This window comes from Changchengzhania lutea, from assembly GCF_006974145.1.
Taxonomy (GTDB): Bacteria; Bacteroidota; Bacteroidia; order Flavobacteriales; family Flavobacteriaceae; genus Changchengzhania; species Changchengzhania lutea.
This window is the reverse complement of sequence record NZ_CP039456.1, coordinates 4,057,197-4,074,959: the sequence shown is the minus strand read 5'-3', so window position 1 is coordinate 4,074,959 and position 17,763 is coordinate 4,057,197. Positions and strand designations below refer to the sequence as shown.

Below are 17,763 nucleotides of genomic sequence, written 5' to 3'. Positions count from 1 at the left end.
AATCAGTATTTCGCAGATTTTCCTTTTGATAATGAATTTTTTATAAATTCCCGCAAATCATCATTCGCAGAAATTAAATCGTCATTTCTAAGATACATCATATGTCCGCTTCTATAACCTTTAAAGGTAAATCGGCCTTTTAACTTACCACTGGGGTCTATTTGCCACATGGTATATTTTGCGCCAAAATACGTGGTAGCTCCATCATAATAACCAGATTGAACAAGTACTTTTAAATAAGGGTTGCCAGCCATAGCCTTTCTCAAATCATCCCTAGTATTATCATTTCTTCTATCCCAAGGGTGCACGTCACCAAACATATTATATTTAATGTCTGTCTTAAAATTGAGATGTTCTCTTATATAATAATTAATGGCAGGCGTGAAGCTATGCATCCAAGACGTAAGCTCAGGGTTAGAGTCTGGACTGCTGCCAGCTTCCGTTTTATCCATGCCTAAATATCTAGAATCCAGACGCCCAATGGTTTGTCCCGTTTTGTTTCGTAATAATTCTTTCCAGAAAAAACTGGTTGGAATCACTAAGTTGTTTTGAAGAATAGCCAATTCACTAAGACCCGAAAAATAAGCCATTTTTTGTGCGACTTGAGCCTTTTCACTTTCCGTAATAAAACCACCTTTGGCCAAGGCGGGCATTAAGGTATTGATGGCGTAATCTTCAGATGCGGGTAAAATATCTAATAAATCTTGTTGTTGTAAATTTTTGGGTAGCACTTTTTGATACCATGCTGCGGCAGTGTAATAAGGCAAATTAAGTGCGGAATAAAGCGGTTGCCCTGTACTATATTGTTTATAATCTGCAGGAGAGACTAAAATAACGCCATTTAGGAACATCCACTGATTGCTTTGTAATTCATTAGCTAGCCCCATAACACGGGTTCCGCCATAACTTTCACCGATAATATATTTGGGCGATTCCCATCTGTTTTTTCTGGAAACAAAGGTGTTGATCCATTCTGCTAAATATTTTATATCGGCATTAATACCAAAGAATACTTCTCTTTCAGACAATTCTCCTTCTTTATTCTCAACCATTCTTGAATATCCTGTATTTACAGGATTCACAAAAACAATGTCCGCTACGTCGAGTATGGAGTTTGGATTGCTCTTGATACCGTAAGGTTGCACGGGGTAGCCTTCATCATCAATTTTTAATATTTTCGGTCCGGTATAGGCAATGTGCATCCAAACAGAAGCTGAACCAGGACCACCGTTAAAAGAAATAATTAGAGGTCTGTTAGCTCTGTCCTTTATGCCGTTTCTTTCATAATAAGTATAATAGAGCGTTGCTGTTGGTTCGCCCTTTTTATTCCATACGGGCTGTGTACCCGTGGTTGCTGTGTATGAAAAATTCACCCCTTTAATTGTGGTGTTATGCGTGGTAACCACCATCGTGTCCACGGGTATTTTTATATTTTGGGAGAAAGCAACAAGAGTTAAAATTGACAATAAGAAGCTAAGAGAATTTTTCATAAGATTATTAGAAATAATTAGTACCATAAAGATATGTAAAAGAATTTTTAAAACCCTTCAAAAACACCAAGACCAAATAAGGCGAAATCATACTTTACAGGATCTGTTGAGTCTAAATCTCTTAAGGCGGTGTCTAACTCCAATACAGCCTTTGCGTCATTCTGCTTACGCTTTAACAAGCCCAATTTACGAGCAACGTTGCCAGAATGTACATCGAGCGGACAAGATAATTGGCTGGCGTTTAAGGTTTTCCAAATACCAAAATCTACACCTGCGTAATCGTTTCGAACCATCCAACGTAGAAACATGTTAATGCGTTTAGCCGCGGAGTTTTTTAAAGGATCGCTAATGTGTTTTTCGGTTCTTGCTAAATGATCCATTTCAAAAAAAATGGATTTAAATTCTGAAATTGTTTTTTGGAGCGAATGGGCTTCGGCGTGACTTGAAAACACGTTTTCTAAACCATCATGCTTCGTGTAAATGTTTTTAAGTGACTTTATAAATTGAATACAATCATGACCATTAAAGGTTCTATGTACAAATCCTTGAAGAGGTATTAAATCATTTTCGTCATGATTTAAAATAAATTCGTGTGGTGCGTGATCCATCAATTCCACCAATTTTTTCCCATTATTGATGATGCTTTTCCGGTTTCCCCAAGCAATTGTAGCGGTTAAGAAACCAGCAATTTCAATATCTTCTTTCTTATGAAATAGATGTGGGATTTGGATAGGGTCACTTTCAATAAACTTAGGGTTGTTATAAAGTTCCACCTTAGTGTCAAGAAAGTCTTTAAGTTCTGATGTTTTTAACGGATTTAGCACAGCGTAAATTAAGCCATGCAAAAATAGTGACTAAATATTTAAACGCTGTAAATCTGCTAATAAACCTATTCTATTCTAATGTAATTCTCTGATAAAATGCGATCCCCATTTTCATCCAATTCGATTTGATTAAAGGTGTTTTCGTTTACAACAAGTTCAAATTTAAACTCATTGTTCTTTTCAATAGCTTTGTTCATAGAATTAGAACCATAAACTATCGTTTCTCTAAGCGTGCTATCTGTAATTTTGTAATTGCCATAGCCAAACCAATCGGTAGAATCTTGTTTATTTAATCTGCTCCACATCACTTTTGTAGGCGTATAAATTTTTATTTGCTTATACGTATCACTGCTCATAAATGAATCTGTTATTTTATTATCCATATAATTGTAGTATCCCACCATTTGCCAAACCCCTTCAAGACTTGGTTTTTTATCAATTACTGCTGATTCGCTGGTTTCTGGAGTTTTATCATTTTTACAGGAGATAAGAAGGATGGCAGCTAAGAGGCAAGAAAAAAGAGTTTTCATAATAAAGACATTTAGACGGTTAGAAAAGTCACTCTCCAAGTTACAAAAAATTATGACATCTTCATTTTAAGTGAATTATAATTTTAATTCAATAAAAAAGCTGTTGTTTTTGAAACACATATTGCGTTTTTTAAAATTACGCAACAATATGGCCATCTACCATGGTTAATTTTCTGTCGGCTAAATTAGCCAGTTCTTCATTGTGTGTTACAATAACAAAGGTTTGACCAAATTGGTCTCTAAGTTTAAAAAATAAACTGTGAAGTGTTTCGGCAGATTCACTATCTAAATTACCAGAAGGTTCATCGGCAAATATTAAATCTGGATTATTAACCAAGGCTCTTGCAACCGCTACCCGCTGTTGTTCACCACCAGAAAGTTCATTAGGTTTGTGATCATAACGATGCGAAAGTCCTAAAAAATCCAATAATTCTTTAGCACGTTTTTCGGCAACCGCTTTTTTAGTGCCTTTAATAAACGCCGGTAAGCATACATTCTCTAAAGCAGTAAATTCTGGCAATAATTGATGAAATTGAAATATAAAACCAATATGTTCATTTCTGAATTTAGCCAAGGCTTTGTCGTTTAACGATTGAATGTTGATATCATTAATCTGAAGTTCTAACCCATTCTGTTTAGAAGCTCTATCTAGCGTCCCTAATATTTGTAAAAGTGTCGTTTTTCCGGCTCCTGAGGGACCCACAATAGAAACGACCTCTCCTTTTTTAACATGAATATCAACGCCTTTTAAAACCTCTAAATCACCATAAAATTTATGAATATTTTTTGCCTGAATCATACCGTATTTATATCAGCCGTGAATTTACAACTTAAAGCGTTTATGTACAATTAAGAATCTCTTTTCTTCCTGAAAACACTTTTTATAGAACCGTAATCAATAAAATATTGAAGTTTTAACGAAAAGGTATGTTGAATGGGTTGATTGAATAATAGATTTAAATTATCACTAAATGAGATGTCTGCATTTTGATCTCTATTGAATAATTGATTCCTATACAGGGCTGTTAAAAAACTTCCAGGTGCCATTTCCCACGAATAGCTTAAATCCAGATTCCAAGTACTATAATTTATATTTGGATTGTTTTCAACAGAGTTCACTGTATATCCTGAGCTCTTAGTTAAACGGCCATTATCTTGCAAGGTGAAAAGAGTTTTATCATAGGTAACCGTATCCCAGTATTTTCTTAGTGTGAGTGATAAAACGTGCAAGGGATTGAAATTGTAGTTGGCAGAAAGACTATTGGAAATTATGACTCTTTTACGTTCGCCGAAAATAGATTCATCATTTTCCGATGTGGCATATCCACGGCTTCCGTTGTTATAATCGAACCGAAAATCATAATCCAAAAGGAAATGTTCATTAACGCGCATTCTAGGACTCACAGAAATTCTGTATTTAAAAAGATCCCTGCCGTTTTCAAAAAGCGTACTTATATTTGACCTTATATCATAGGCAAAGGTTTTATTATAGTTTGAGGAAATCCAAGCACCCACAAATACAGCGTTTTCATATATAAAATATTTTTCTTCCTGTCTCGATTCAAAATAATCAAACTGTTTTCCAGGTTCAAAATTCAAATCGAATCCAAACGAATTTAACGACGTGGATGTTGCTCGAAATTCAATCCCTAAATTAGTGCCAGTAAACACATTTGGCTCAGCCAATTGTCTGTAGTTTAAATAGGCATTTATTCTATAATTATTGAGTTCTTTTGAAGGTTTGAAGGTTTGATAGGATGCATCAATTCCAATATTATTATAGTTATTTCTTCGAATTAATCCAAGATCATTAATGTCGTAATTTTTATCTGCAAAACTATGGTCAAAACTATATCTAAAATTGCCATGAATTTTTCTAGCTGCAAAAAAACTGCTGTACCCAGTAGACGTGTTATTAGATAGATTTACTTTACTCATTTTAACTTGCCCATATATATTATAAGTGTTTCGTTTGTTTGAGACATCCATTAATAATCCTGTGACGTTGGCATCTCTAAAGTTCCCTTTTCGTGAAACATTGGTGTTAATTATACTCACAGAAGAATTATTATTGAATTGTTGATCTATCACCAAAATATTGTAATTCGAAAATGGCTCTGCAACGACCGTTCTAGAATTACCAGATAGAGTATCTAAAATCCGTACATCCGTTTTTTCAGTGATGGCGTTAAATATCCCAATTCCCAAACCGTTTTTTGTGCGTCCTGATATTTTTACTGCGTTTAAAACTTTAAGGGCCTGCGGATAGTTGACAAATTTTTCATTATCATTTAATTCTGGAGCCGTAATGGGTGCGTTTCCAACACGTCTTGAAAAAAATAAATTGCCTTTATTAAATAAGTCTACACCTTCTTTAAAAAATTGTCTTTGTTCATTAAAGGTTTGTTCAAAGGGGCCTAGATTTAGCGTAAGCCTGTCAAAGCCCACTTGACTAAAATCTGGAACCAAAGTGGCGTCTAAAGTAAAATTGTCTGTGATGCCATATTTAACATCCAAACCAAAATTGATATCGGTTTCTGATTGGCCATCAAATGAGGTTCCCACGCCAGAAATAAAAGGATATAAATTTAATCGCACTGGCGGTTTTAGGTTTGTTAAGCCAGTAAGTTCGCCATGATATAGAAACGAGGATCCCGTTGTAGGATCGATTGGATTCCATGAATAACGGGCGCGCTCTCGCCTCACTTCTCGCTGAAACTGTATGCCCCAAGTTTGGATAGGTTCATTAGCAAATCGCAACGCCCGATATGGAATTTTAATTTCTACAGACCAGCCGTCATCATGCATCTTAACCGCGCTTTTCCAAACTGCATTCCAGCCGTAATCTTCATTATTTAAAGTGGCTATGGCATCTGCTTGACTGCCAGAATTTTGAACTATAAAGATGGTATTGTTTTGAGCATCGTTGTTGGGATTTAGCACAATCATAAAAAAGTCATTCTGTCCAAAATTATCGCGCTTAGTGACTTGACTCATGATTTTATCCGGGTCATCGTACAAATAAGCACCAAAATAAATGGCATCATCGTCATAGGTTACCATCACTTCGGTGCGTTCGCTATCGGGAAATTCAACACCAATATTTGGTCTAAATTGCGTAAAATCTGTTGCTATATTAGCATCCAACCATATAGCTTCATTAAGTAGTCCGTCTATTTTTGGAGGGTCATCAGTTCTGGTAATGTTTAAAGCCTTTTTAGTCTGAGCGAAACTGAAAATTGTAAAAAGAAAAGAAAAAAAGAGTATCGAAAAACGAATCATTAAATGGCTTAAATTTAGTTGATTGATGATGAGGTTGTTAACAAAATGATAATATTCTAGAAAGGTTTAGCAGTAAATTTACTTTTGAGAATCTTTAACTTTATTAATTAAAAGTTAATTTTTTCTGTATGATGTAAGTATTTGTCAGTCGGAGCAACTAAAATTTGCTTAACTTTAAGGGCTATGAAAAAAGAATTACAAGTGGCTACCTTTGCCGGTGGATGCTTTTGGTGCACCGAAGCTGTATTTGATAGACTTCGGGGTGTGGAGCATGTCGTATCTGGTTATACAGGTGGAAACATAAAAAATCCTGCATATCGGGAAATTTGTACGGGTAGAACGGGACATGCCGAGGGTATTCAAATATTTTATGACGAAGACATTATTGGTTTTACGGAGCTTTTAGAAGTCTTTTTTGCAACCCACGATCCCACGACATTGAATCGACAGGGAAATGACGTTGGTACGCAATACAGATCGGCAATATTCTACAACACTATTGCCCAAAAAGAAGCCTCAGAAGTCTTTATAAGTGCCTTGGAAAAGGAGCGTATTTTTGCTAATCCTATAGTAACTGAAATTACAGAATTGGATGTTTTTTATAATGCTGAAGCAGATCATCAAAATTTTTACAATGCCAATAAAGAGCAGCCTTATTGCCAATTTGTTATCAACCCCAAAATAAAAAAGCTAAACACGTATTACGCCAATAAATTAAAGACCACGTAAATTATGCCATATAAACAATTTGAAGAGTATAACATTCAAGTTACTGATGATGTTAAAGAGCGCTACAAAAATATAATAGAAGATTTAGGTGAGGACACCACGCGTGATGGTCTTTTAAAAACCCCAGAACGTGCTGCCAAGGCCATGCAGTTTCTAACGCAAGGCTACCATCAAGATCCTGTTGAGATTTTGAAAAGTGCGATGTTTAAAGAATCTTATAATGAAATGGTCATTGTAAAGGATATTGAATTATACTCTCTGTGCGAACATCATATTTTGCCTTTTTTCGGGAAAGTACATATGGCGTATATCCCCAACGGTCATATTGTTGGGTTGAGTAAATTACCACGAATCGTGGATGTATTTGCACGCCGACTTCAAGTTCAAGAGCGTTTAACGGAGCAAATTTTAGACTGTATTAATGATACTCTCAAACCGCAAGGCGTAGCGGTTGTTATAGAAGCTGCACACATGTGCATGATGATGCGCGGGGTACAAAAACAAAACTCCATTACAACGACTTCAGGGTTTCGAGGGCAGTTCGAAAAGAACGAAACCAGAAATGAATTCCTTAAATTAATAGGAAAATAGGAGATTGTAAAGTTTGGTATCTTTTTTGCATTAATTAAAGAAACCAATAATTATGAATTTAGAAAATTTAAGTAAAAATAAAAAACTCGTATTAAGTTTGATTTTTGATGCTATAGGTATGATCACATTTGTTGATATTATTTGGGCGCCAGTATCAGGGTATTTAATGACAAAGCTTTATAAAGGACGAAAAGGTAAAATAGGAGGGGTGTTCTCATTTATAGAAGAAGCCATTCCCGGTTTTGATATCATCCCAACATTTACCATCATGTGGTTTTATACCTATGTTTTTCAAACTAAGAAAGAAGAAACCATGATTGAAGTATAAAAACAAGAGGCTATCTGAAAAGTCGATTTTTAGCTTAAATGTCACATTGAGCGCAGTCGAAATGCTTTGGTTTTCAAAACATTGAAACTTCGACTGCGCTCAGTTTGACAAGAGTTAATTAGTTTTCAAACAGCCTCTTTTTGATTTTCATGAAATAGCCATTACATATTCGTCACCTAGAACTCGTTTCAGGGTCGCTTTGAGAAAGTCATTGATGAGATGCTGAAACAAGTTCAGCATGACGGGTGAATAAGCGACATGACATATAGTGGATAATTTTTTTACAGTTTGTAAGTAACGCCCACGTTTATATTTCTCCCCATATTGAATATACCATCTGGTTTTAATCTAGATAAATGATTTATATATCTTTTATTGGAAAGATTAGTTCCAGATATAGAAATAAGTAACTCGTTATCTAAAATTTTAAAACTACCACCAAAGCCAGCACTTAATAAATTAAATCCGTCGGTTGCAGTTTCAAAAGCATTCACCTTATTTTGTTTAAAGGTAGAACGGAGTTTAATAAAGGCATAGCCTTTTTTAATCCAAGATTTTTCAAATTCTAAACGAATGGTATTATTTAAGGTGTTTGCAGGAATCAGCGGGAGGTAATCCCTATTATTCTGTTTTCCTATGACCATTTCAAAATTAGATTCAAAATGCAACCAGTCTAAAGGATGTGGATGCAAGTGAAAACCAAACTCACCACCATAAAGTGTGGCATCATCTTGGATATAATTAAATACGGGATCGCCGTCAATAAATGACCCACTGGGGGATAAAAATATATAATCGTTTATGATGTTATAAAACCCATTGGCAAACACCTCTAAATGCTCACTTTGAAACTCTAGAGCTAAATCCGTTTGGAAATTTCGTTCGCTTATTAAATCGATATTTCCAACTTCATAACGATTCGTGCCCTCATGCGTACCATCTGAAGCTAATTCAGATAGGTTAGGAGCTCTAAAACCAGTCGCAAGATTTAATCTGGCAACCAGTGCATTTGTGATATTCGTTTTAACACCCATAGCACCATTAAAGCTGTTGAATTGTTTCTCTTGAGATTCAATACTTAAAGTCCTATTATCAAAGCGAGCACCTAGCTGCACATCTGCTTTTTCAAAATGAATATGAGAGGTTGCTAAAACGCCAATATCGTTTGTGGTGGCATCAGGTATAAGTAGTTCCTCGCCATAATTTGAATTGGTTTGATGCATGCCTTGAAGTCCAACAATGGTCTCTACTTTACCGAGTTTTGGGAGGTTGTATTTAATATCATAATTGGCAGTTTTAAGCTTCATATACAATGCTGCTTCCAATATTTCATCTTCTTCCTCATGGTCTTCTTCTTCATTTTCGTCTTCGTGATGAAGCTCTTCAAACTCCTTACGATCGTTATATATATACCCTAAACTGATATCTAATCTTGAATTGTTAAAAAAAACTGAAGATTTAGAGCTAAATATATGATTGGTAATATCTTGATAAGGAAGCAATGGTGAACGATTATTGGATTGTTCGCCAACACCTTCTGGAATACCCAATTTTGCATGATTGATATTATATCGTAATTCGGTTTTAAAAGCCTTATACTGATAGCCCATTCCTGCTTTAAAATCTTGTTCTCTAAACCGTGTATTGGTAACGCTATAGTTTTTAGTTTCATAATCAGCATGTTCGGTCAAACTTCCTCTAAATAAAAATTTAAAATGTTCTGAGGATGCTTTATAGCCAGCGTTTGTAATATATCCCGATGTATTACTGACATAGTTTGCAGATACATCGCCTGAATTACTATGAGCTTGAGCAAATCTTTCAGGGTTTAAATAGAGCACACCACCTAAGGCATCGCTACCATAAAGCAATGATGCAGGACCTTTAATAACTTCAACGCTCTCAATTCCTGCATCGTTTATGCCCAAACCATGTTCTGAGCCAAACTGTTGATTTTCTAATCGGATCCCCTGTGTATAAACCAAAACACGGTTGGAACTTAAACCCCTAATCACGGGTTTACCAATGCCCAATCCCGTTGTGATGCTCTCAACACCCGCTATGTTTGTAATCCCATCGGCAAGGTTTATAGACCCATGGGCTTTTAAATCAGAAATGCGTTGTTGTTCTACTTTCATAACATTATCACGTTGCAGTTTATGAAATGGTGTAGAAATAATAATGTCCTCCATTTCGATAGCCGATGGTGATAAGGCTATATCTAGATAGTCCAGTGTTGGTAGTGTAATGACGAGGGATTTTGTTTCATAACCTATTATGGAGATCACTAGGGTATGCATACCAGATGGTAAGTTTTCCAATAGAAATTGACCTTTTTCATTACTTATAGTGCCTTTTTCAAGCTGAGAAAAATAGACATTCGCATAGGCTAGGGGACTATTGCTGTTTTCGTCCAAAACGGTTCCGGTTAGGCTGTTTTGGGCGTATATACTTGTTACCGCTAATAATAGCAGCGTATTAATTAATAGTTTCATTGTAATGGTTTTAATTTAATATGAATTGTTGCTGAACAGTTTCAGCGATTTCAGATATTAAACTAAAGCGGGAGGTCCGCGAAGTGCGGTTTGTAAACGTTGAAATTTACTAATAAAGAAGTATTGTGATGCTATGGGTTCTGTTGATTTTATTCTGCTTAAAAAATCAACGGTCAGAACTTCGAAAGTATAAGCCGTGTTTAATTTGAATTTGTAGAATTCGCAATCTAAATCAAATTCGTGTAGGTGGGTCGTTTGCTCGCCTAAGCAAACTTCATGTTTATGATTGGCGAATATATGAGAAAATTTTACTGCAGATGGCACTAAAAGTGTCAATATTAGTAACACCGTCACTGTCTTAAAAGCGATATGTTCTTTCCAAATAGTCACTGATCAACTAAACGTTTTAAGCCTAAACGGCGAAGCATCTTTTTTTCGAAATTCCAAAAGAAATTAAATTGTCCAAACAACCAGCCAAAAAACACCAGCATAAATTGGTAAACAACAAACAATAATAAAATACGAATCACCCAATATCCAAAGGTAGAGATAGATTCAGATGTTATATTTAAGCCGTTTAAAATAGGTTTTCCAATATATGAAGCTGTAGATCCTGTAACTGCAAATACGATTAGAATGACTATAATTTGCCAATTAGATTCAACACCCCAGCGTTCCTTTAATTTCTTCAAAATAATTATTTAGAGTGCAAAAATAGCTAAAGTGATTTAAATTCTAGGAACAAAAGGCCCTAATCTTTGCTTATAGGTCAATTGAAAATAGATGAAATAATTGTAGAGCTTATAGTTCACTTCATAGCCATAGTCAATGCCTTGTTGATAATCGATTTGCATTTCATATAAATCCGGGTTATATCGAAAGGGTTGGTTAACCCTATTGTTCCATTCAATCACGTAAATAAGGTTGCGGTTTTCTAAATAATTTTGGGAATAAAACCCTTCTGGCCTAGCTCTACTTGCTAACCAGAAATTAAAACCAGGTTCGATTATAATGATTTGATATTCCAGCTCATCATTGGCTATGGTTACCGTATCACTATCCTTAACATTGGCCAAACGTTCATCTTGAGGTGGAGTCGTTGTTTTAGATGATTGACAGCCAACTATGGAGGAACACACAATTAAAATTATTAAGACAAGTTTCATTTTTAAATTTATTTTTATGAGCATGATTACTTTTAAAGTTACGAAAAACTCTATTTAAAAACGGCCATTTTGTAATTTTTAACAAAAAAAAAGAGGCTGTCCGAAAAAGTCATTTTTATTCGTCATTACCAGAAATTTTAATTTCGAAGTAATCTGTTAATCAGTAACTTAAATTTAACAGAGGCTCTAGTTTATTAGTGCGTTGATATTATTGGTTTTTGCCACGAATTACACTAATTAGCACGAATAAATGAGCTTAGCTCATTTAAAATTCGTGGAATGATTGACAAAAATGATATCACGAATAGAAAAATCTTTAGATTTTTCTATTCGTGATCATTAGTGTAATTCGTGGCTTAATACTTTAATTTCTTATCTATTATCCTCAGATTTACGATCGTTCCTGCAAGTAGGCTTACTTTTAATTATCTAATGTGTCAAACATGTTTATGTTGAATACATATTACTAAAACAACGCACTAATAAACTAGAGCCTTAACAGATTGCTTCTCCCGAATATTCGGGATCGCAATGACGGTCTTTTTAGACATCCTCTTTTTATCGTATAATCTTAAATATTATTTTCCTCCGAACATGCCGCCTAACAATCCTCCAAGACCGCCTTTCTTTTTATTTCCTCCTAACACCATGCCTGCTACATCATCCATGACGCTACCGTCTCCGTCGGCATCCAGAATCGTTTCAAGAAAACTTTGTTCCTGCTGTTTTGAATTGCCACCAAGTAAACCTCCTAGTAAGCCTTCAATACCACTTTGATTATTCACATTATTTTCTCTTTTTTGTTTCCCTAAGATTCCCAGTAGGATAGGGGCAGCTACTTTTAAAATTTGAGCGACATCAGCCATGTCCATACCAGATTTCTGACTTAGAGCTTGCTCCACATTGCGTTGTTTGCCTCCAAGAATATGACCTAGAATTTTTTTCCCATCGTTTTTTACGCTATTGTCTACACCGCCACCAAATAAACTACCTAAATTGTCTAAGATGCTTCCGTCGTGCTTATTATCTAAAGCACTAAGTAGGCCTTGAGCACCTTGCGGGCTTTGGGCGTTACGTTTCATGGCTGCCATTAAAAGTGGCATCGCCATGGTTAGCACATCTTGGGTTTTATTTTGCGGTTGACGGGTTTCACTTGAAACACCGCTAATAATTGTTTTTCCTAAATCGCTATTTAATAAATCTAATATACCTGCCATTGTTTTTTATGTTTTTATAGATGTATAAAGTACAAAAAAAACTCCTACCATAGTTGATAGAAGTTTTGATATTCTTTTATATAATTTACAGGTAGATAATTTACCCCAATATTCTTATAATTTGATCTGCTAATTCGGTACCAATTCGATCTTGTGCTTCATTGGTGGCAGCACCCGTGTGTGGCGTAAGTGATAATGCAGGATGCATTAACAATTGAATTTCCGGTTTCGGTTCTTTCTCAAAAACATCCAGTGCAGCACGTGATATTTTTCCGCTTGTAAGCGCTTCCACTAAAGCCACTTCGTCAACCACACCACCTCGTGCGGCGTTAACCAAAATAGCCCCATCTTTCATAATATCTAACTCTTTCTTCCCAATAACGTAACCATCTTGAGCAGGTACGTGCAAGGTTATAAAATCGGATTGTTTAAGAACGTCTTCTTTAGAAATCGTTTCAATTTCAAAATTCAATTTCTGACCATCAAAAAAGTCTAATTCTAAGTTTGCTTTTTCTATATACGGGTCAAAAGCCACCACTTTCATTCCAGCACCAATAGCTACTTTTGCAGTTGCTTGACCAATACGTCCAAAACCTAAAACGCCTAAAGTCTTGCCTTTAAGCTCGGTACCTTTGGCATAGGCTTTTTTAAGACCTTTAAAATTTGAATCGCCTTCTAAAGGCATATCTCTATTAGAGTTATGTAAAAAACGGGCTAAACCAAATAAATGACCAAAAACGAGTTCTGCCACCGAGTGCGATGAGGCTGCTGGTGTATTGATCACATGAAGGCCTTTTTCTCTAGCGTATTTCACATCAATATTATCCATACCAACACCACCACGACCAATGATTTTTAAACTTGGGCAGGCATCGATCAATTCTTTACGAACTGTGGTGGCACTTCTAACCAATAACACCGCAATGTCTTTATCGTTAATATAATTTTCTAATTGCTCTTGTGCTACTGTAGTTGTAATAACCTCATAACCTGCTTTTTCAAGTGCATCAATACCGCTTTGTGAAATCCCGTCGTTTGCTAATACTTTCATCTTTCTAAGTTAAAAATTAAAAGTTAAAAGTTAAAAGTTGCGAGAACTGTTATACTTTACACTTTGTATTTGATTTATTTTTTATGAGCCTGAGCAAGCAACTGCTAACTGCCACTGCCAACTGAGACTCTTTTTAAGCTTTACTCTCCAGCTCGCTCATCACTTCTACCAATACTTTTACGCTATCAAGCGGTAAGGCATTGTACATGGATGCTCTGTAACCACCCACACTTCTATGACCATTTAAGCCATTGATCCCTTCTTCTTTCAACATGGTTTCAAAGGTCTCCTTTAAATTTTCGTTTTCTAACGTGAATGTGGCATTCATATTCGAACGGTCTTCTTTAGTGGAATACCCTTTGAATAATGGGTTTAAATCAATTTCAGAATACATCAAACTCGCTTTTTTATCGTTCTCTTCTTCAATTGCTTTGATGCCTCCAAGATTTTTTAACCATTCTAAAGTGAGCATAGATGCATACACAGCAAATACGGGAGGTGTGTTAAACATGCTACCTTTACTTATATGTGTTTTATAATCCATCATCGATGGAATCTTGCGTGATACTTTACCAAGAATATCTTCTTTAACGACCACAAGTGTGGTACCCGCAGGACCCATATTTTTCTGTGCTCCAGCATATATTAGATCGAATTTTGAAAAATCTAAAACCCTAGAAAATATATCACTACTCATATCACATACCATGGGTATTGAACATTCTGGAAATGCCTTCATTTGAGTTCCAAAAATAGTGTTGTTAGAGGTACAGTGAAAATAATCGTAATCTTCTGGAATCTCGTAACCTTTAGGGATGTAGTTATAGTTTGCTTCTTTTGAAGCCCCCACTTCATAAATGTCATCGTAGATTTTTGCTTCTTTAATGGCCTTGTCAGCCCAAGTACCGGTATTTAGGTATCCCGCTCTTTTTTCTAAAAGGTTTAAAGCCACCATTAAAAACTGTGTGCTGGCTCCTCCTTGTAAAAATAAGGCTTTATAGCCCTTGCCTTCTAAGCCAAGTAACTCTAAAGCTAAGGCTCTGGCTTTCTCCATAACATCAACAAAAGGCTTGCTTCGGTGAGATATTTCGATTAAAGATAAACCACTGTTATTAAAATCAAGGATGGCCTCTGATGATTTTAAAAGCACCTCTTGAGGTAAAATACATGGTCCTGCACTAAAGTTATGTTTCTTCATTTTTCCTATCCCTAACCCTTTCCAAAGGAAAGGGCATGTATTGGGTAATTTTAATTAATATTCAGTTTTCCATCAAATAGTCTTCGCTTAGGAAGAATAAAAAATGAGGTATTTAGAGATGCAAAGTTGCTAATTAATTGGGTATTAAGTGTTATAAAAATGATAATTTTTTGGTCATATTCCTAACAAAAATTCAATAGAATCCACATCATCTGCATAATCCCAAAGTTGCGGTTTTTGTGTCTGCCCAAATGGAATTTCAGTTTTAGTAAAATCTTTGGCTACAATACACTGAATGTTTTGTTTTTGTGAGTCTAAGATTTGCTTCAGGTGTTCCTTGTCATTATAATATTCGTAGAAAAGCGTCGCAATTGGAGACGACAGACTTTCATCTTCCTTAATCATAAAAAAGCCGTTTTCCAACATGTCAAATTCACTCATTAAATACACCGCTTTGTTATAATCATAATTGTTGGCGTATTTGGCTTTATTAACAATAGGATGCCAATGATACATGGCTTCAAAAAATGCATCAAATTTATAACCTGTAGGCACATATATTTTAGAGACATTTCTGCATCCCAAACCATAGTACCTAAAGATATCTTCAGATAAATTTTTTAAGTCGGCTTCGGTTTCTTCACCCGATAAAACGGCTATGGAGTTTCTGTTGTTTCTAATAATGGTCGGTTTCCCTTTAAAATAATATTCAAAATAACGCGCTGTATTATTACTCCCTGTTGCAATTACTGCTTGAAAATCTTCAACCTTATCTTCAGTAAAGTGTATCGCGCCTTTAAAACGGGGTTCGATATGTTCTAAATACTTCGTTAAATAGGGGAGTAATTGTTTATCGTTACTGGACTGTTTTACCAATACGTGGTGCCCCGATATTAATACCGACAGAAAATCGTGAAAGCCCACTAAGGGAATATTACCAGCCATAATAATGGCCACGCGTTTTGGTGATTCAATAGCAATGGAATACGGTTTCAACCATTTTTTTAGGTTGTCCTCAGTTAACGATTCCACCCAACCTTTTAAGGCAAATGTGATATTTTCTTTGGTAAACCACCCATTGTGTTCTTCTGCCAGTTTGAGTTGATGTCTAAAACCATCGAAAAACAGGGCGTTGTGTTCAATATCGTCTTTCATTTCGATAGCTTCATTAGAGAATTGACTTAAAAAATGTCCTAATTTTACAAAAGCGTTAATTCTTTCTTGTAAATGCATCGTCTATTTGGTTATGAATAGTTTTGGCGTTATTTTTGCCATGCAAAGTTAGAAAGAAAAAATGCTATGGCAATTATTATAACAGATGAATGTATAAATTGTGGTGCCTGTGAACCGGAATGCCCAAATACGGCAATATATGAAGGAGCTGATGATTGGCGCTATAAAGACGGTACCAGTTTAGACGGTACTGTGGTTTTAACAAACGGTCATGAGGTAGATGCGGATGCCGCCCAGGAACCTATAAGTGATGAAATTTACTATATCGTACCCGATAAATGTACAGAGTGTAAAGGCTTTCATGATGAGCCACAATGTGCTGCGGTATGTCCGGTGGATTGTTGTGTGCCAGATGAAGATGTGGTGGAAACCGAAGAGGAATTATTGGCAAAACAACGCTTTATGCACCCAGAAGGCTAAGTAGATTATTTACAATACTTTATAATAAAAATCCCGAGCTTTATGCTTGGGATTTTTTTGTTTATAACATTAGATAAATAGAATTGACTTTCTAGTGATTCTAGTAAGAAAATTTTAATTTTGCTCATCGGTGGATATAAATCATTGAAACAGATTTATAGAACTCATTTAAACTTTTTAAATTAGCTAAAAAACTGTCCTTTTGCACTCTTTTTTTGTTTTTTTTTCGTTCCGTAGCGATGCTATGCAACTCAAAAAAGCCTTCAACTGGTTACAAAATGGCTAATTTTCGCCTCAATCCAAAAAGTTTAAACGAGTTCATATTCTAATCGATGTACACAAGTCAAAAACCCCACAATAAAGAATGCATGATGGAATTATAAATTGGAATCTTGACCCAGTAATATATTGGATAACTGATTCTTTTCCTTTAAAATATTATGGTTTGTTATTTATTACAGGGCTTCTTTTAGCACATTACGTTGTGAAACGTATTTACTTTAAAGAAAATATACCTATTGAAAATTTAGAAAAGTTATTTATCTATATAGTTGTTGGGACAATTTTGGGAGCAAGACTTGGACATTGTTTATTTTATGACCCATCCTATTATTTTCAAAATCCAATCGAGATTTTACTACCGATTAAAAAAATTGGAGATACATATAAGTTCATCGGATTTCAAGGATTAGCAAGTCACGGAGGAACTATTGGAGTATTAATAGCAATTGGAATCTATTGTAAAAAATATAAAACCAACTTTTTATGGGTTTTAGACAGAATTGCAATTGTTGCACCAATTGCAGCCGCTTTCATAAGATTTGGGAATTTTATGAACTCGGAAATATATGGAAAACCGACAAATGGACATTGGGGGGTTATTTTTCAAAGAGAGGATTTAATACCAAGACACCCAACTCAACTTTATGAAGCATTTTCGTATCTTTTAATATTTGGAATATTAATGTTTATCTATAAGAACAGAGATACAGAAAAAACTAACGGACTGATTCTAGGAGTGTTTCTAGCCTTACTATTTTCAGCAAGATTTATAATAGAGTTTTTTAAAGAAAATCAAGTCGGTTTTGAAAACGGAATGACAATAAATATGGGACAAATTTTAAGTATTCCTTTTGTCATTGTCGGACTGATTTTAATACTGACAAATAAAAAGCCCATTGTACAGCACGGTATATAATTAATTGCTTG

General features: G+C 35.2%; 18 protein-coding genes. 5 read left to right on the top strand and 13 right to left on the bottom strand.

Annotation, left to right across the window (positions count from 1 at the left end; translation table 11 throughout):
- Positions 1-2: 2 nt before the first annotated feature.
- The 5 genes from FAF07_RS18115 to FAF07_RS18095 form a co-directional block, all read right to left on the bottom strand.
- Entirely contained in the window at positions 3-1,490 is a 1,488-nt protein-coding gene (locus tag FAF07_RS18115) for a S10 family peptidase (protein WP_142786442.1), read from the bottom strand.
- 47 nt (positions 1,491-1,537) lie between these two features.
- Positions 1,538-2,314: a TIGR02757 family protein gene (locus tag FAF07_RS18110; RefSeq protein ID WP_142786441.1), complete on the bottom strand. Its 777-nt coding sequence runs from the start codon at positions 2,312-2,314 to the stop codon at positions 1,538-1,540.
- A 65-nt stretch (positions 2,315-2,379) separates the two neighbouring features.
- On the bottom strand, positions 2,380-2,844 hold the full coding sequence (locus FAF07_RS18105) for a hypothetical protein (RefSeq protein ID WP_142786440.1): 465 nt from the start codon (positions 2,842-2,844) through the stop codon (positions 2,380-2,382).
- A gap of 136 nt (positions 2,845-2,980) precedes the next feature.
- Positions 2,981-3,643, bottom strand: coding sequence for an ABC transporter ATP-binding protein (locus FAF07_RS18100; RefSeq protein WP_142786439.1), 663 nt, complete (start codon positions 3,641-3,643; stop codon positions 2,981-2,983).
- Between the two features lie 50 nt (positions 3,644-3,693).
- Positions 3,694-6,126 carry a DUF5916 domain-containing protein gene (locus tag FAF07_RS18095; RefSeq protein ID WP_142786438.1) on the bottom strand — a complete coding sequence of 811 codons (2,433 nt, stop codon included), beginning with the start codon at positions 6,124-6,126 and terminating at the stop codon, positions 3,694-3,696.
- Positions 6,127-6,309: 183 nt separating this feature from the next.
- On the opposite strand from FAF07_RS18095, the gene msrA reads away from it, so the two are divergent.
- From msrA to FAF07_RS18080, 3 genes are read left to right on the top strand one after another with little or no spacing between them, the layout of a single operon-like run.
- Positions 6,310-6,855 (top strand): peptide-methionine (S)-S-oxide reductase MsrA, encoded by a 546-nt coding sequence (msrA, locus tag FAF07_RS18090; protein ID WP_142786437.1) that lies wholly within the window; start codon positions 6,310-6,312, stop codon positions 6,853-6,855.
- A 3-nt stretch (positions 6,856-6,858) separates the two neighbouring features.
- A complete protein-coding gene (gene folE / locus FAF07_RS18085) occupies positions 6,859-7,446 on the top strand; it encodes a GTP cyclohydrolase I FolE (protein ID WP_142786436.1) in 588 nt (195 codons plus the stop codon).
- Between the two features lie 52 nt (positions 7,447-7,498).
- Positions 7,499-7,774, top strand: a complete 276-nt coding sequence (locus FAF07_RS18080; protein WP_142786435.1) for a hypothetical protein — start codon at positions 7,499-7,501, stop codon at positions 7,772-7,774.
- Between the two features lie 281 nt (positions 7,775-8,055).
- On the opposite strand, the gene FAF07_RS18075 is transcribed toward FAF07_RS18080, so the two are convergent.
- The 8 genes from FAF07_RS18075 to FAF07_RS18040 all read right to left on the bottom strand — a co-directional run bounded on the left by FAF07_RS18075 (position 8,056) and on the right by FAF07_RS18040 (position 16,134).
- The gene (locus FAF07_RS18075; protein ID WP_142786434.1) at positions 8,056-10,269 is read right to left on the bottom strand and encodes a TonB-dependent receptor; all 2,214 of its coding nucleotides are present in this window, start codon (positions 10,267-10,269) and stop codon (positions 8,056-8,058) included.
- A 57-nt stretch (positions 10,270-10,326) separates the two neighbouring features.
- A complete protein-coding gene (locus tag FAF07_RS18070; RefSeq protein ID WP_246067737.1) occupies positions 10,327-10,659 on the bottom strand; it encodes a hypothetical protein in 333 nt (110 codons plus the stop codon).
- On the bottom strand, positions 10,656-10,961 hold the full coding sequence (locus FAF07_RS18065) for a DUF6787 family protein (protein ID WP_142786433.1): 306 nt from the start codon (positions 10,959-10,961) through the stop codon (positions 10,656-10,658). Before FAF07_RS18065 ends, FAF07_RS18070 begins: the two co-directional genes overlap by 4 nt.
- Positions 10,962-10,997: 36 nt before the next feature.
- Positions 10,998-11,435 carry a DUF6146 family protein gene (locus tag FAF07_RS18060; RefSeq protein ID WP_142786432.1) on the bottom strand — a complete coding sequence of 146 codons (438 nt, stop codon included), beginning with the start codon at positions 11,433-11,435 and terminating at the stop codon, positions 10,998-11,000.
- A gap of 578 nt (positions 11,436-12,013) precedes the next feature.
- On the bottom strand, positions 12,014-12,652 hold the full coding sequence (locus FAF07_RS18055) for a DUF937 domain-containing protein (protein WP_142786431.1): 639 nt from the start codon (positions 12,650-12,652) through the stop codon (positions 12,014-12,016).
- A gap of 100 nt (positions 12,653-12,752) precedes the next feature.
- Positions 12,753-13,703 carry a D-2-hydroxyacid dehydrogenase gene (locus FAF07_RS18050; protein ID WP_142786430.1) on the bottom strand — a complete coding sequence of 317 codons (951 nt, stop codon included), beginning with the start codon at positions 13,701-13,703 and terminating at the stop codon, positions 12,753-12,755.
- Positions 13,704-13,836: 133 nt separating this feature from the next.
- Positions 13,837-14,901 carry a 3-phosphoserine/phosphohydroxythreonine transaminase gene (serC, locus tag FAF07_RS18045; RefSeq protein ID WP_142786429.1) on the bottom strand — a complete coding sequence of 355 codons (1,065 nt, stop codon included), beginning with the start codon at positions 14,899-14,901 and terminating at the stop codon, positions 13,837-13,839.
- 174 nt (positions 14,902-15,075) lie between these two features.
- On the bottom strand, positions 15,076-16,134 hold the full coding sequence (locus FAF07_RS18040) for an acyl-CoA reductase (protein ID WP_142786428.1): 1,059 nt from the start codon (positions 16,132-16,134) through the stop codon (positions 15,076-15,078).
- A 66-nt stretch (positions 16,135-16,200) separates the two neighbouring features.
- Between FAF07_RS18040 and FAF07_RS18035 the strand changes: the two genes are divergently transcribed.
- Positions 16,201-16,554 carry a 4Fe-4S dicluster domain-containing protein gene (locus FAF07_RS18035; RefSeq protein WP_142786427.1) on the top strand — a complete coding sequence of 118 codons (354 nt, stop codon included), beginning with the start codon at positions 16,201-16,203 and terminating at the stop codon, positions 16,552-16,554.
- Between the two features lie 364 nt (positions 16,555-16,918).
- Positions 16,919-17,752: a prolipoprotein diacylglyceryl transferase gene (lgt, locus tag FAF07_RS18030; RefSeq protein WP_142786426.1), complete on the top strand. Its 834-nt coding sequence runs from the start codon at positions 16,919-16,921 to the stop codon at positions 17,750-17,752.
- The last annotated feature ends 11 nt before the right edge of the window (positions 17,753-17,763 follow it).

Excerpts from the sequence above, each read along its gene's own strand:
- msrA (WP_142786437.1), top strand. The coding sequence starts at position 6,310 with ATGAAAAAAGAATTACAAGTGGCTACCTTTGCCGGTGGATGCTTTTGG.
- FAF07_RS18055 (WP_142786431.1), bottom strand. The coding sequence starts at position 12,652 with ATGGCAGGTATATTAGATTTATTAAATAGCGATTTAGGAAAAACAATT.
- serC (WP_142786429.1), bottom strand. The coding sequence starts at position 14,901 with ATGAAGAAACATAACTTTAGTGCAGGACCATGTATTTTACCTCAAGAG.
- FAF07_RS18035 (WP_142786427.1), top strand. The coding sequence starts at position 16,201 with ATGGCAATTATTATAACAGATGAATGTATAAATTGTGGTGCCTGTGAA.
- FAF07_RS18115 (WP_142786442.1), bottom strand. The coding sequence starts at position 1,490 with ATGAAAAATTCTCTTAGCTTCTTATTGTCAATTTTAACTCTTGTTGCT.
- FAF07_RS18050 (WP_142786430.1), bottom strand. The coding sequence starts at position 13,703 with ATGAAAGTATTAGCAAACGACGGGATTTCACAAAGCGGTATTGATGCA.
- FAF07_RS18100 (WP_142786439.1), bottom strand. The coding sequence starts at position 3,643 with ATGATTCAGGCAAAAAATATTCATAAATTTTATGGTGATTTAGAGGTT.
- FAF07_RS18105 (WP_142786440.1), bottom strand. The coding sequence starts at position 2,844 with ATGAAAACTCTTTTTTCTTGCCTCTTAGCTGCCATCCTTCTTATCTCC.
- lgt (WP_142786426.1), top strand. The coding sequence starts at position 16,919 with ATGCATGATGGAATTATAAATTGGAATCTTGACCCAGTAATATATTGG.
- FAF07_RS18040 (WP_142786428.1), bottom strand. The coding sequence starts at position 16,134 with ATGCATTTACAAGAAAGAATTAACGCTTTTGTAAAATTAGGACATTTT.
- FAF07_RS18080 (WP_142786435.1), top strand. The coding sequence starts at position 7,499 with ATGAATTTAGAAAATTTAAGTAAAAATAAAAAACTCGTATTAAGTTTG.
- FAF07_RS18060 (WP_142786432.1), bottom strand. The coding sequence starts at position 11,435 with ATGAAACTTGTCTTAATAATTTTAATTGTGTGTTCCTCCATAGTTGGC.
- folE (WP_142786436.1), top strand. The coding sequence starts at position 6,859 with ATGCCATATAAACAATTTGAAGAGTATAACATTCAAGTTACTGATGAT.
- FAF07_RS18095 (WP_142786438.1), bottom strand. The coding sequence starts at position 6,126 with ATGATTCGTTTTTCGATACTCTTTTTTTCTTTTCTTTTTACAATTTTC.
- FAF07_RS18075 (WP_142786434.1), bottom strand. The coding sequence starts at position 10,269 with ATGAAACTATTAATTAATACGCTGCTATTATTAGCGGTAACAAGTATA.